The 12,690-nt window shown below is 71.3% G+C and carries 11 protein-coding genes; 10 read left to right on the forward strand and 1 reads right to left on the reverse strand.

All coding sequences use genetic code 11. The features are described 5' to 3' along the window. Window positions 1–5: 5 nt before the first annotated feature. Window positions 6–1,292, reverse strand: a complete 1,287-nt coding sequence (locus ACFVSL_RS13645; RefSeq protein WP_386941507.1) for an MFS transporter — start codon at window positions 1,290–1,292, stop codon at window positions 6–8. Between the two features lie 166 nt (window positions 1,293–1,458). On the opposite strand from ACFVSL_RS13645, the gene ACFVSL_RS13650 reads away from it, so the two are divergent. The 10 genes from ACFVSL_RS13650 to ACFVSL_RS13695 all read left to right on the forward strand — a co-directional run bounded on the left by ACFVSL_RS13650 (window position 1,459) and on the right by ACFVSL_RS13695 (window position 12,662). Then, window positions 1,459–2,895 (forward strand): sulfatase, encoded by a 1,437-nt coding sequence (locus ACFVSL_RS13650; RefSeq protein WP_386941508.1) that lies wholly within the window; start codon window positions 1,459–1,461, stop codon window positions 2,893–2,895. Between the two features lie 122 nt (window positions 2,896–3,017). After that, on the forward strand, window positions 3,018–4,292 hold the full coding sequence (locus ACFVSL_RS13655) for an ABC transporter substrate-binding protein (RefSeq protein ID WP_386941509.1): 1,275 nt from the start codon (window positions 3,018–3,020) through the stop codon (window positions 4,290–4,292). Between the two features lie 4 nt (window positions 4,293–4,296). After that, window positions 4,297–5,271 carry a carbohydrate ABC transporter permease gene (locus ACFVSL_RS13660; protein WP_386941510.1) on the forward strand — a complete coding sequence of 325 codons (975 nt, stop codon included), beginning with the start codon at window positions 4,297–4,299 and terminating at the stop codon, window positions 5,269–5,271. Further along, complete coding sequence (locus tag ACFVSL_RS13665) at window positions 5,264–6,169, forward strand: carbohydrate ABC transporter permease (RefSeq protein WP_386941511.1); 906 nt, start codon at window positions 5,264–5,266, stop codon at window positions 6,167–6,169. The genes ACFVSL_RS13660 and ACFVSL_RS13665 overlap by 8 nt, the downstream gene beginning before the upstream one ends. 4 nt (window positions 6,170–6,173) lie before the next feature. Then, window positions 6,174–7,307 carry a LacI family DNA-binding transcriptional regulator gene (locus ACFVSL_RS13670; protein ID WP_386941512.1) on the forward strand — a complete coding sequence of 378 codons (1,134 nt, stop codon included), beginning with the start codon at window positions 6,174–6,176 and terminating at the stop codon, window positions 7,305–7,307. A 37-nt stretch (window positions 7,308–7,344) separates the two neighbouring features. Beyond that, a complete protein-coding gene (locus ACFVSL_RS13675; RefSeq protein ID WP_386941513.1) occupies window positions 7,345–8,529 on the forward strand; it encodes a Gfo/Idh/MocA family protein in 1,185 nt (394 codons plus the stop codon). A 294-nt stretch (window positions 8,530–8,823) separates the two neighbouring features. After that, a complete protein-coding gene (gene tdh, locus ACFVSL_RS13680; RefSeq protein ID WP_386941514.1) occupies window positions 8,824–9,867 on the forward strand; it encodes an L-threonine 3-dehydrogenase in 1,044 nt (347 codons plus the stop codon). Between the two features lie 2 nt (window positions 9,868–9,869). Continuing rightward, window positions 9,870–11,054, forward strand: a complete 1,185-nt coding sequence (locus ACFVSL_RS13685) for a glycine C-acetyltransferase (protein WP_386941515.1) — start codon at window positions 9,870–9,872, stop codon at window positions 11,052–11,054. A gap of 64 nt (window positions 11,055–11,118) precedes the next feature. Further along, complete coding sequence (locus ACFVSL_RS13690; RefSeq protein ID WP_386941516.1) at window positions 11,119–11,550, forward strand: SRPBCC domain-containing protein; 432 nt, start codon at window positions 11,119–11,121, stop codon at window positions 11,548–11,550. A 50-nt stretch (window positions 11,551–11,600) separates the two neighbouring features. Next, window positions 11,601–12,662, forward strand: a complete 1,062-nt coding sequence (locus ACFVSL_RS13695) for a LacI family DNA-binding transcriptional regulator (protein WP_386941517.1) — start codon at window positions 11,601–11,603, stop codon at window positions 12,660–12,662. Window positions 12,663–12,690: the final 28 nt, after the last annotated feature.

Consider the following 12,690-nt stretch of genomic DNA (forward strand, 5'->3'; position numbering starts at 1 on the left):
CGAGTCTACGTGCGGTCGGATGCCTCGTGGCCGACGCCGGCGACGGTGCGACTGCGCTCGCGGGCGGCCGGTGCCGCGAGGAACGAGAGCACGAGCAGCACGAGGATCACGAGCAGGGCGTTGAGGATCCCGAACTGCTGGCCGATGAACCCCAGCAGCGGAGGGCCGGTGAGGAACGCGCAGTAGCCGATGATCGCGACCGCGCTCACGCGGGCCGCCGAGTCGGTCGGGTGATCGGCGGCGGCGGACATGCCCACCGGGAACCCGAGCGACGAGCCGACGCCCCAGAGCACGGTGCCGACCACGAGCATCCAGGTCTCGGTGCCGAAGATGAAGAGCGAGAGCCCGATGATGCCGACGATGGCGAGGGTGCGCAGCACGGGCACGCGCCCGTACCGGTCGAGGATCGGTCCGCCGACGACGCGGGCGGCCGTGATCGAGACCGTGAACACCCCGAACATGATCGCGCCGATCGTCGGGTCGAAGCCGTGGCCGTCGACGACGGCGAGGGCGAGCCAGTCGTTGGCCGAGCCCTCGGCGAACGACATGCCGAGCATGATGACCCCGATGAGGAGGAGGCGCACGTCTCCCCAGACGGCGAGGTTCGCCTTGAGCCGTTCGGCGAACGGCGGTCGGGGGGTGTCCGCGTGGATGTCGTCGCCGACCTCGGACCGCAGGGGCACGTAGCGAACGGCCGCGAAGATGGCGACGGCGATGCCGAGCGCGATGGCCACGAGGTGGATCGACACGGGTACGGCGGCCGCGGAGGCCGCCGCCGCGACGCCCGCCCCTGCGACGGTGCCGAACGAGAAGAAGGCGTGCATGAGGGGCATGACCGTGCGTCCGATCTCGCGCTCGGCCTCGGCGCCCTCCACGTTCATCATCACGTCGACGGCGCCGTTGCCGAAGCCGAAGAGGGCGAGGCCGATCACGACGAGCGGCACCGAGGGGAGGAGCGCGGAGCCGCCGATGCCGGTGAACACGAGCCCGACCGAGACGGTCACGAGCGCGCCGATCATGCCGAGGCGCGCGCCGAGCCGGGCGAGCAGCCAGGGCGCGGCGATGAGGCCGAGCACCGCGCCGGCGGACGAGGCGAGGATGACCAGGCCGACGCCCTGCGTGCTGAGCCCCGTGTCGTCGCGGATCGCGGGGATGCGCGCGACCCAGCTCGCCATGCCGAGCCCCGAGAGGAAGAAGATCGCGAAGATGGCGTTGCGCCAGGCGACCAGCTCGCGCGTGGGGCGGGCGGCGGTGCCGCTCGTCGGGCGCCGGCCGTCGGTCTGTTCTGACATGTCGTCCTCGTGCGGTGTCGGTGGGGCGGATTCAGGAGTCGAATCGATTCGATCACTGTAGCCGAGCGCGCGCGGATCCGCATCCGGCATCGCGCTTGCCGCGTGGGCGGGCGGCGGCTATCGTCGAGTGCTAATCGATTAACACGACGACTCGAGGGAGAGTGCGATGGCAGCGGTGGGCAGCGAGGCGGGTCACGACCACGGGGGAGCGGCACCGCGACGGCCGAACATCCTCCTGATCGTCTCCGACGACCACGGCTATGCCGACCGATCGGCGCTCGGCATCGACCCCGAGGTGCGCACCCCCGCGCTCGACCGGCTCGCCGCCGAGGGGGTCGGCTGCGAGGAGGCCTACGTCACCGCGCCCGTGTGCTCGCCCTCGCGTGCGGGGCTCATCGCCGGGGCCTACCAGCAGCGCTGGGGCGCGCACTGGTTCGACGACTCCTCGATGGCGGGCCCCGAGCATCCCTCGCTCGCCGAACGCCTGCGCGACGTCGGCTACCGCACCGGCTACTACGGCAAGGTGCACTACGGCCCCGAGCGCGAGGGCGATCGGGGTGCGCCGCCCCAGCACGGCTTCGACGACAGCTTCTACGGACTCGCCGGGCTGTCGATGGGCCGCCTCAACTACCTTCGCCACTCGGGCGACGCGGTCGCCGACTACGGCGATGCCGCGAAGGCCATGGCCGTGCAGCCGCTGTCGGCGGGCGGCGAGCCGGTCGAGGTCGAGCGGTTCCTCACCGACGAGATCGCCGATCGCGCCGCAGCCTTCATCGCGGACGACGACGAGCGGCCGTTCTTCGCGATGGTCGCCTTCAACGCGGTGCACAACTTCTGCTGGCAGCTGCCCGACGAGGAGCTCGAGGCGCGCGGGCTGCCGAAGTTCGACGACTGGTACCCCGGGGCCTCGGAGTACCTCGACTGGTACGACGGGGCGATCAGCCCGAACCTGCCGAACGGGCGGGCGTACTACCTGGCCCAGCTCGAGCTGATGGACCGGCGGATCGGCCGCCTGCTCGCACTGCTCGACGAGCGGGGCGTCGGCGACGACACGATCGTCGTCTACACGACCGACAACGGCGGCTCCCAGTGCAACTACGGCGTGAACGCGCCGCTCCGCGGGTCGAAGTACACGCTCTACGAGGGCGGCGTCAGGGTGCCGTTCCTCGTGCGCTGGCCGGCCGAGCTTCCCGGCGGAGCCCTCCGCGAGGGCCTCGTCAGCTCGATGGACATCGCGGCGACCGCGCTCGCCGCGGCGGGCGGCGACCGAGCGGGCCTCGACGGACGCGATCTCCTGGCGTTCCTCCGCGGCGACGAGGGCCCCGTCCGCGATGAGCTGCACTGGGACTGCCGCTGGCAGTGGTCGGTGCGCCAGGGGCGCTGGAAGCTCAGCTGGGTCGAGCCCGGCTCGCCGCACGCGGAGGAGATCCGCCGCGTCGAGCACACCGAGCCCGGGGACGGCCTGCGTCTCGTCGACCTCCTCGCCGACCCGGCCGAGCAGCGCGACGTGCGCGACGAGCATCCTGCGGTCGTCCACGAGCTGACGGCGGCGCGCCGGCGGTGGCGTGACGAGATGGACCGTTCGTCCGCGCTTTCGGGCTGACGCTTGCGTCGCTCGGGCTCCCCGGCTACAGTCACGTGTTAATCGTTTAGCTAAACGATTAACATTCCGGCGGGCGCAGCACCGCCGACCCCCACCAAGAGACAGATCCAAAGGAGGATCGGATGCTTCGAAGTGCAATCACCCGTCGCGGGGCCGCCGCCGTGGCGCTCGCCGCCACGGCCGCACTCGCGCTCAGCGCCTGCAGCGACTCGGGTTCGGGCTCGGGCGACGGCGAGGCCGTCACGCTCGAGTACGGCGTCTGGGACCAGAAGCAGGAGGCCGCGATGAAGGAGATCGCCGCCGCCTTCACGGAGGAGCACCCCGAGGTCACCGTCAAGCTCGTCACCACGCCGTACAAGGAGTACTTCACGAAGCTCCAGACCTCGGTCTCGGGCGGCTCGGCCCCCGACGTCTTCTGGATGAACGGCCCGAACTTCCAGCTCTACGCCTCGAACGGCGTGCTCGCGCCGCTCGACGACCAGGGCATCGACCCGGCCGACTACCCGCAGGGCCTCGTCGACCTCTACACCTACGACGGGGCGCTCTACGGCGCCCCGAAGGACTTCGACACCGTCGGCCTCTGGTACAACAAGGAGCTCTTCGACGCCGCGGGCGTCGCCTACCCCGAGGCCGGCTGGACGTGGGAGGACCTCGAGGCGACCGCCGCGAAGCTCACCGACCCCGCGAAGGGCCAGTTCGGCATCGCCGCCTCGCAGTTCGGCCAGGAGAACTACTACAACTCGATCGCGCAGGCCGGCGGCGAGGTCATCAGCGCCGACGGCACCGAGTCGGGCTACGGCAGCCCCGAGGCGCTCGCGGGCATCGAGCTCTGGACCGACCTCATCGCCGCGGGCTCGTCGCCCACCGCGCAGCAGATGACCGACACCAACCCCGAGGACCTCTTCTTCTCGGGCAAGGTCGCGATGTTCCAGAACGGCTCGTGGGCGGCCGGCGCGTACGCCGACAACCCCGACATCGCCGACAAGGTGAACGTCGCCCCGCTCGCCGCGGGTGCCGAGGGCAACCAGAGCGTCATCCACGGCCTCGCGAACGTCGTGAACGCGAAGAGCGACCACGTCGACCTGGCCAAGGAGTTCGCCGCCTTCGCGAGCGGCGAGGCCGCGTCCGACATCATGGCCGACTCGGGCACCGTCATCCCCGCGTTCGACGGCAAGCAGCAGGCCTGGGTCGACGCGCTGCCGCAGTACGACCTCCAGGTCTACATCGACGCGCTCGACACCGCGGTCGCCTACCCCGTCTCGAAGAACACCGCAGCGTGGAACTCGATCGAGAGCGAGATCCTCTCGCAGATCTGGGCCGGATCCGTCTCGCCGAAGGACGGTCTCCAGCAGCTCGCCACCGAGATGCAGGCGGCGCTCGACGCGGAGTCGGAGTAACGCCATGACCGACCTGATCGCGCAGCGCGCGAGCGCGCCGATCTCCGAACTCGACCGGGGGCGGCTCACCGCCGCCCCCGGGCGGGGACGGCGGCGCGGGCGCGGGCCCGGCCAGTCGCCGTGGTGGGCGCTGCTGTTCATCGGCCCGACGGCCGCGGGGCTGCTCGCCTTCTACCTGTGGCCGACCGTGCGCACCTTCCTCATGTCGTTCACCGAGTCGGGCCCCTTCGGCGGCTCCGAGTTCGTCGGCCTCGACAACTACGTGCGCCTCTTCCAGGACCCCGAGCTGCTCGGGGCCCTCCGCAACACCGCGCTGTACACGGTCATCGCGCTCGTCGGCATCCCGCTCGCGGTCGCCATCGCGGCGCTGCTGAACACGACCGGCCTCCGCGGCCGCGGCGTCTACCGCACCCTCTACTTCATCCCGGTCGTCACCATGCCGGCCGCGATCGCGCTCGTGTGGCGCATGATCTACAACGGCGACTACGGCGTGCTCAACGAGGTGCTCGGGGTCTTCGGCATCGAGGGCAAGAGCTGGCTCACCGACCCGAGCACCGCGCTCGTCGCCATCGCCGTGGTCGGCATCTGGGCCGGCCTCGGCACGAACATCGTCATCTTCCTCGCGGGCCTCCAGGGCATCCCCGACACGGTCATGGAGGCCGCCGACCTCGACGGCGCCGGCCCCGTCCGCAAGTTCTTCTCGATCACCATCCCGCTGCTGAGCCCGAGCATCTTCTTCGTCAGCGTGATCAGCGTCATCGGCGCGCTCCAGGTGTTCGACCTCATCTACATGATGCTCGGCCAGTCGAACCCGGCGATGCCGAACACCCGCACGATCGTCTACCTCTTCTACCAGGCGGGGTTCATCGACAACGAGAAGGGCTACGCGGCGGCGATCGCGTTCCTGCTCCTCATCATCATCCTCATCCTGACGGTCGTGCAGTTCCGACTGCAGAAGAAGTGGGTGCACTATGAGTGACCTCTCCCTCGACACCAGGGCGATGACCGGCGCGGATGCCGCGGGCGAACCCGGGCGCGCGGCATCCGCCGCCCGTGGCCGACGCAACCGGGGCCACTGGCTCGTCCACCTCCTGCTCGCCGGCGGCGCGATCCTGATGGTCTTCCCGTTCGTCTGGCAGGCCCTCACCGCCTTCAAGACGTTCCAGGACTCGGTGCAGGTGCCGCCCGTCGTCATCCCCGACCCGTGGGTGTGGACGAACTTCGCCGAGGTCTTCGACTCGATGCCGTTCGGGCAGATGTTCCTCAACTCGGTCCTGCTCACCGTCGGCCGCACCGTCGGCCAGGTGGTGCTCTGCACGATGGCGGGCTACGCCTTCGCGCGCATCCCGTTCCGCGGCCGCAACGTGGTCTTCGTGCTGTTCCTCTCGGTGCTCATGGTGCCCTCGCAGCTCTACCTGCTGCCGCAGTACGAGATCATCCAGAACCTCGGCTGGCTGAACACGCTGCAGGCGCTCATCGTGCCCGGCATCTTCAGCGCCTTCGGCACGTTCCTCATGCGGCAGTTCTTCATGTCGATGCCGGCCGAGCTCGAGGAGGCCGCCCGCATCGACGGCGCCAACCCGTGGCAGACCTTCTGGCGCGTCATGGTGCCGCTCGCGAAGCCGGGCATCGTCGCGCTCACGGTCTTCACGGTGCTGTGGTCGTGGAACGACCTGCTGTGGCCGCTCGTCGTCACGACCGACCCCGAGAAGATGCCGCTCTCGGTGGGCCTGTCGCAGCTCGTCGGCCTCCACGGCACTGACTACCCTGTGCTGATGGCGGGCGCACTGCTGGCGACGCTGCCCATGCTGATCACCTTCATGATCCTGCAGAAGCAGTTCATCCAGGGCATCGCCTTCTCGGGAACGAAGGGGTGACGTGATGGCGCGGACGAACGCGGACGGCTCGGCGGCGAACGGCGGCAACGGCCACCTCGGCAACGGCAACGGCAACGGCAACGGCAACGGGCACGGCGGCAGCGCCGCCGCCCGCCGTCGGCCGACGCTGCGCATGGTCGCCGAGCTCGCCGGGGTGTCGACGGCGACCGTGTCCTACGTGTTCTCGGGTCGCAGCGGCGGGGGCTCGGGGGTCGCCGAGGCGACCGCGAAGCGCGTGCTCGAGGCGGCTGAACAGCTCAACTACCGGCCGAACCGCGCCGCCCGCACGATCCGCACGGGTCGCAGCGACACGGTGCAGCTGTCGCTGCACATGCTGAGCGACCCGTGGTCCCTGGCCGTCGCCGCCGCCGTCAACGAGGAGGCGAACCGGCACGGGCTGACGACGCTCATCCTCGCCGACGGCGACTGGTACGCCGCCCTCGACCGGGTCGAGAGCGACGTCGCCTACCTCGACGGGGCGATCGGCACCGACGACGCGGAGCGCAAGGTGCAGGCCCTCGCCGAGCGCGGCCAGCGCCTCGTGGTCTTCAGCGAGACGCTCGAGCCGAACGGCTACGACGTGATCCGCTCCGACGCGATCCCGGGCTGCTACCTCGCGATGGACCACCTCCTCGAACGGCACACCGCGATCGGATGCCTCGTGGCCGAGGACGCCGTGCACGCCGGCGAGGGCTCGCGGTACACCCCCTACCTCGAGCGCATGCGCGAACACGGGCTCGAGGTCGTGCCCGAGCACACCGCGACGTACGCGAATACGCAGGCGAGCGCGTTCACCGCCGCGGCCGCGCTGCTCTCGCGCGACGACCGCCCGACCGCGATCTATGCGACGACCGACTTCGCGGCGATCGCGGCGATCAACGCGGCGCACATGCTCGGGCTGCGGGTGCCGCACGACGTCGCCGTCATCGGCATCGGCAACACCCCCGACGCCCAGGCCGTCGCCCCCACCCTGACCACCGTCGGCCCCACCGACTTCTACCGCCGACAGGCCGAGATCATCGTCTCGCGGGCGCTCGAGCCCGACGACGAGTTCCGGCTGCACGAGTTCGCCTGGTCGCTCGTGCCCGGCGGTTCCACCGATCTCGACGCACCGCCGCGCGCGGCGCGCACACCGTGACCCCGCGCACGCGGAACACCTGAAGGAGCACCACCCCGTGGATCTGAACATCGGCATCGTCGGCTTCGGCGCGCGCTCGACCCTCGTGAACGAGGCGCATCGCCCCGGCCGCGGCTCGCGCGTGACGGCCGTCTGCGACCTCTCCGAGCGCTCGCGCGCCGAGGCGCGCGCGGCCCTGCCCGAGGCATCCGTCACCGACTCGCTCGACGAGCTGCTCGCGAGCGGGATCGACGCCGTCATGGTGCTCACCCCCGACCACCAGCACGCTCCCGTCGCGATCGCGGCGCTCGAGGCGGGCGTGCCCGTCTTCTGCGAGAAGCCCCTCGCCGTGACCGTCGAGGACGCCGATGCGATCCTCGAGACGGCCCGCCGCACGGGCACCCGTCTCTACGTCGGCCACAACATGCGGCACATGTCGGTCGTGCTGCTCATGCGCCGGCTCATCCTCGAGGGGCGCATCGGCGAGGTCAAGGCGGTCTGGTGCCGTCACTTCGTCGGCAACGGCGGCGACTACTACTTCAAGGACTGGCACGCCGAGCGCGAGAAGACGACGGGCCTCCTGCTGCAGAAGGGCGCGCACGACCTCGACGTCATCCACTGGCTCGCGGGCGCCTACACGACCGAGGTGCAGGCGATGGGCTCGCTCAGCGTCTACGGCGACATCGACGACCGCCGCGACCGCTCGGGCGAGCGCATGCGCGACTGGTTCAGCCTCGACAACTGGCCGCCGACCGCGCAGACCGGCCTCAACCCGGTGATCGACGTCGAGGACATCTCGATGGTGAACATGCGCCTCGGCAACGGCGTGCTCGCGAGCTACCAGCAGTGCCACTTCACGCCCGACTACTGGCGCAACTACACGGTCATCGGCACCGAGGGCCGCATCGAGAACTTCGGGGACGTCTCGGGCTCCGAGGTCGGCCTCTGGAACCGCCGTCACCACGGGGCCGCCCCCGCCGACGAGACCTTCATCGTGCCCGAGTCGCCCGAGGACGTCGGGCACGACGGCGCCGACGCGCTGCTCGTCGCCGAGTTCCTGCGCTTCGTGCGCGACGGCGGGCTCACGGAGACCTCGCCCGTCGCCGCACGCGAGGCGGTCGCCGTCGGCATCCGGGCGACCGAGTCGCTTCGCGGCGAGACCGGCACGCTCGAGGTGCCGCAGCTCGACGACGGCCTCGTCGCGTACTTCGAGGCCGGCCAGGTCGAGCCCGTCGTCGCCTGACCCGCCGGGCGGGCGGGCCGGCTGGCTCGGTCGCCCGACCCCGCTCGCCGCGTCCTCGGAGATCGCCACGACTTCGGACCGGATCCGCGAACCGCGTCCGAAGTTCTGCAGATCTCCGAAACTGCGGCGGGCGGCCGGCAGGCGGCGGCCGGCCGACCGACTGACCCGCCCCCGCCCCGAAACAATCCACCTCGCGCCGGTACGATGGCTGAGTCATCCGGCGCACCCACCGGACCTCTCGCATGAGCCGCCGCACCCAGCGGTTCGTGCGCCGAACAATGGAGTCACCCTGCGATGAAGGCCCTGTACAAGTCCGCGCCCGGCGCCGGTTTCGAGTTCGTCGAACGCCCCGAGCCCGCGCCCGGTCCCGCAGACGTGAAGATCCGGGTGCTCCGCACCGGCATCTGCGGCACCGACCTGCACATCGAGAAGTGGGACGACTGGGCCGCGTCGAACATCGCGACGCCGCTCATCGCTGGGCACGAGTTCTACGGCGAGGTCGTCGAGGTCGGTCCGCTCGTGCACGACGTCTCGGTCGGCGACAAGGTGTCGGGTGAGGGCCACATCGTCTGCGGCATGTGCCGCAACTGCCGCGCGGGCCGTCGCCAGATGTGCATCCGCACGCTCGGCGTGGGCCTGCACCGCGACGGCGCGTTCGCCGAGTACATCGTGATCCCCGGCGAGAACGTGTGGGTGCACCACTCGCCCGTCGACCCCGAGGTCGGCGCGATCTTCGACCCGTTCGGCAACGCCGTGCACACGGCCCTCGCGTTCTCGGTCGTCGGCGAGGACGTGCTCGTGACGGGCTGCGGCCCGATCGGGCTCATGTCGATCGCGGTCGCCCGCCACGTCGGCGCGCGCTTCATCGTGGCCTCCGACGTGTCGCCGGCGCGTCTCGAGCTCGCCAGGCAGATGGGCGCCGACGACGTCGTCGACGTCTCGAAGGAGCGGGTGCGCGAGGCGCAGGCCCGGCTCGGGATGCGCGAGGGCTTCGACGTCGGCTTCGAGATGAGCGGGGCGCCGAAGGCGCTGCCCGAGATGATCGAGAACATGAACCACGGCGGCCGCATCGCGATGCTGGGCCTGCCCGCCCAGGAGTTCCCCATCGACTGGGGCAAGGTCGTCACGCACATGCTGACGCTCAAGGGCATCTACGGTCGCGAGATGTTCGAGACGTGGAACTCGATGAGCGCGATGCTGCAGACCAGTTCCGAGCTGCGCGGGCGCGTGGCATCCATCATCAGCGACCGCTACGCGGCGCGCGACTGGCGCGAGGCGTTCGACGTGGCCGCCTCGGGCGGCGTGGGCAAGGTCATCCTCGACTGGACGGAGGTCTGAACATGTTCGGAGACGTGAAGGCGCAGCTGCGAGCCGAGCTCGACGAGATCGAGTCCGCGGGCCTCACCAAGCGCGAGCGCGGCATCCACGGCCCGCAGTCCTCGGAGATCGAGGTCGCCGGCCGCGAGGTGCTGAACTTCTGCGCCAACAACTACCTCGGCCTCGCGAACGACTCGCGCATCGTCGCGGCCGCGCACCGCGGGCTCGACGAGTGGGGCTACGGCCTCGCGAGCGTGCGGTTCATCTGCGGCACGCAGGAGCTGCACCTCGAGCTCGAGCGTCGCGTGTCGGAGTTCCTCGGCTACGACGACACCATCCTCTTCTCGTCGTGCTTCGACGCCAACGGCGGTGTCTTCGAGACCCTGTTCGGCGCCGACGACGCGATCATCTCCGACGAGCTCAACCACGCCTCGATCATCGACGGCATCCGCCTCTCGAAGGCGCAGCGGTTCCGCTACAAGAACCGCGACATGGGCGACCTCGAGGCGAAGCTGCAGGAGGCGTCGGGCGCCCGCCGCAAGGTCGTCGTCACCGACGGCGTGTTCTCGATGGACGGCTACATCGCCCCCCTCCAGGAGATCTGCGACCTCGCCGAGCGCTACGACGCGCTCGTCTTCGTCGACGACTCGCACGCGGTCGGCTTCGTCGGCGCGAACGGCCGCGGCACCCCCGAGTACTGCGGCGTCGAGGGCCGGGTCGACATCACGACCGGCACCTTCGGCAAGGCGCTCGGCGGGGCATCCGGCGGGTACGTCGCCGCGCGCCAGGAGATCGTCGACCTCCTCCGCCAGCGGGCGCGCCCCTACCTCTTCTCGAACACGCTCGCCCCCGCGATCGTCGCGGGCACGATCGAGGCGCTGTCGCTGCTGGCGTCGTCCGGCGAGCTGCGCACGCGCCTCAACGCGAACGCGGCGCTGTTCCGCGAGCTCATGGACGCCGCGGGCTTCGAGCTGCTGCCCGGCGAGCACGCGATCGTGCCGGTCATGTTCGGCGACGCCGCGCTCACCGCACGCATCGCCGACGCCCTCCAGCAGCGCGGCGTCTTCGTCACGGCGTTCTCGTACCCCGTCGTGCCGAAGGGCGCCGCCCGCATCCGCGTGCAGCTCTCCGCGGCGCACACCGAGGACGAGATCCGCCGCTGCGTCGCCGCGTTCACCGAGGCGCGCGAGGCGGTCGCCGCTGCCTGAGGCGTAGCCTGAGGCGAGACCGCGAACGCGCGCCGACGGCGACGCGCGGTGAGGGGGATGGGCCATGGGCAGCGGATACGAGGCGACCTCGACCGTCGCGATCGACGCCCCGCGCGAGCGCGTCTGGGCGGTCATCACCGACCCCGAGGCCGCGCGGGAGTTCATGTTCGGCACCGAGCTCGTGACCGAGTGGTCGGTCGGCGGGCCGATCCGCTGGCGAGGCGTGTGGAAGGGCGAGCCGTACGAGGATCACGGCACCCTGCTCGAGATGGACGCCCCGCGGCGGCTCGTCCACACGCACTTCAGCCCGCTCAGCGGCGAGGCCGACGTGCCCGAGCATCACCACACCCTGACCTGGACGCTCGAGGAGGACGGCCGGGCGACCGTGCTGACGCTCACCCAGGACAACAACCCGACCGCCGAGGCGGCCGAGCACTCGAAGGGCATGTGGGACTCGCTCGTCGCCAAGGTGAAGGAGATCGCCGAGCGGACGTGACCCGCACGGGGAGGGGCCACCTCGAATCGATTCGGCCTAGAATCGGGCGCATGCAGCCCGATGCAGTCTCCCGCCCGACGCTCGCCGACGTCGCCGCGCACGCCGGCGTCTCGGCATCGACGGCGTCGCTCGCGTTCAGCGGCTCCGGCCCGGTGTCGGATGCCACGAAGCAGCGCGTGCTCGACGCCGCCGCTGAGCTCGGCTACGGCGGCCCCGACCCGCGCGCCCGGTCGCTGCGCCGCGGCCGCTCGGGCATCGTCGGGGTCGTCCTCGAGGAGCGCGTGCGCGCGGCCTTCCTCGACCCGGTGAAGATCCAGATGCTCGACGGCATCACGGAGGGCATCGCGCCGCTCGGCGCCGGGCTCCTCCTGCTCACCGACACGGGCGAACCCGGCGACAACGCGGTGAGCATCGAGAGCGCGCCCGTCGACGCCGTCGTGCTCATCGGGTGCAGCCCGCGCCTGGCCGAGTCGGTCGACGCACTCCGACGACGGGGCATCCCGGCCGTCGCGATCGAGGGGGCCACCGGCGACGGCATCCCCGAGATCTCGATCGACAACCGGCAGGCGACCCGTCGCGGGGCCGAGTACCTGCGCGAGCTCGGGCACACCCGGGTCGCCCTCGTGACCCTGCCCTTCGACGCGGCGCGCACGCGCGGCGCGCTCACCCCCGAGCTCGAGCGCGCGGGCACCGCGGCGACGACCCGCGAGCGTCTCGCCGGAGCACGGGAGGTGTTCCCCGACGCGCCCGTGCAGGTCGCCGGAGCGAGCTCGATCGAGGAGGGCCTCGAGGCCGGCCGCGCCGTGCTCGCCGACCCCGCCACCCGGCCGACCGCGGTCATCGCGCAGAGCGACCTGCTCGCGGCCGGCGTCATCCGCGCCGCGGAGGAGTACGGCATCGCCGTGCCCGCCGAGCTCAGCGTGCTCGGATTCGACGGCATCCGGGTCGACGGCCTCCAGCACGACCTGACCACCCTCGCGCAGCCCTCCGTCGCGAAGGGGCGGGCGGCCGGCGAGGCGGTCGTGCGGCTGCTCGCGGGCGAGGAGCCCGAGTCGGTGTGCTTCACGAGCACGCTCCACGTCGGCGACACGACGGCCGCACCCGCGCCCTGAGTCCGGGTCCTCCGCGGAGAACCGGCGG

The organism is Agromyces sp. NPDC058064, from assembly GCF_042885275.1.
Taxonomy (GTDB): domain Bacteria; phylum Actinomycetota; class Actinomycetes; order Actinomycetales; family Microbacteriaceae; genus Agromyces.

Excerpts from the sequence above, each read along its gene's own strand:
- ACFVSL_RS13645 (WP_386941507.1), bottom strand. The coding sequence starts at position 1,292 with ATGTCAGAACAGACCGACGGCCGGCGCCCGACGAGCGGCACCGCCGCC.
- ACFVSL_RS13650 (WP_386941508.1), top strand. The coding sequence starts at position 1,459 with ATGGCAGCGGTGGGCAGCGAGGCGGGTCACGACCACGGGGGAGCGGCA.
- ACFVSL_RS13655 (WP_386941509.1), top strand. The coding sequence starts at position 3,018 with ATGCTTCGAAGTGCAATCACCCGTCGCGGGGCCGCCGCCGTGGCGCTC.
- ACFVSL_RS13660 (WP_386941510.1), top strand. The coding sequence starts at position 4,297 with ATGACCGACCTGATCGCGCAGCGCGCGAGCGCGCCGATCTCCGAACTC.
- ACFVSL_RS13665 (WP_386941511.1), top strand. The coding sequence starts at position 5,264 with ATGAGTGACCTCTCCCTCGACACCAGGGCGATGACCGGCGCGGATGCC.
- ACFVSL_RS13670 (WP_386941512.1), top strand. The coding sequence starts at position 6,174 with ATGGCGCGGACGAACGCGGACGGCTCGGCGGCGAACGGCGGCAACGGC.
- tdh (WP_386941514.1), top strand. The coding sequence starts at position 8,824 with ATGAAGGCCCTGTACAAGTCCGCGCCCGGCGCCGGTTTCGAGTTCGTC.
- ACFVSL_RS13685 (WP_386941515.1), top strand. The coding sequence starts at position 9,870 with ATGTTCGGAGACGTGAAGGCGCAGCTGCGAGCCGAGCTCGACGAGATC.
- ACFVSL_RS13690 (WP_386941516.1), top strand. The coding sequence starts at position 11,119 with ATGGGCAGCGGATACGAGGCGACCTCGACCGTCGCGATCGACGCCCCG.
- ACFVSL_RS13695 (WP_386941517.1), top strand. The coding sequence starts at position 11,601 with ATGCAGCCCGATGCAGTCTCCCGCCCGACGCTCGCCGACGTCGCCGCG.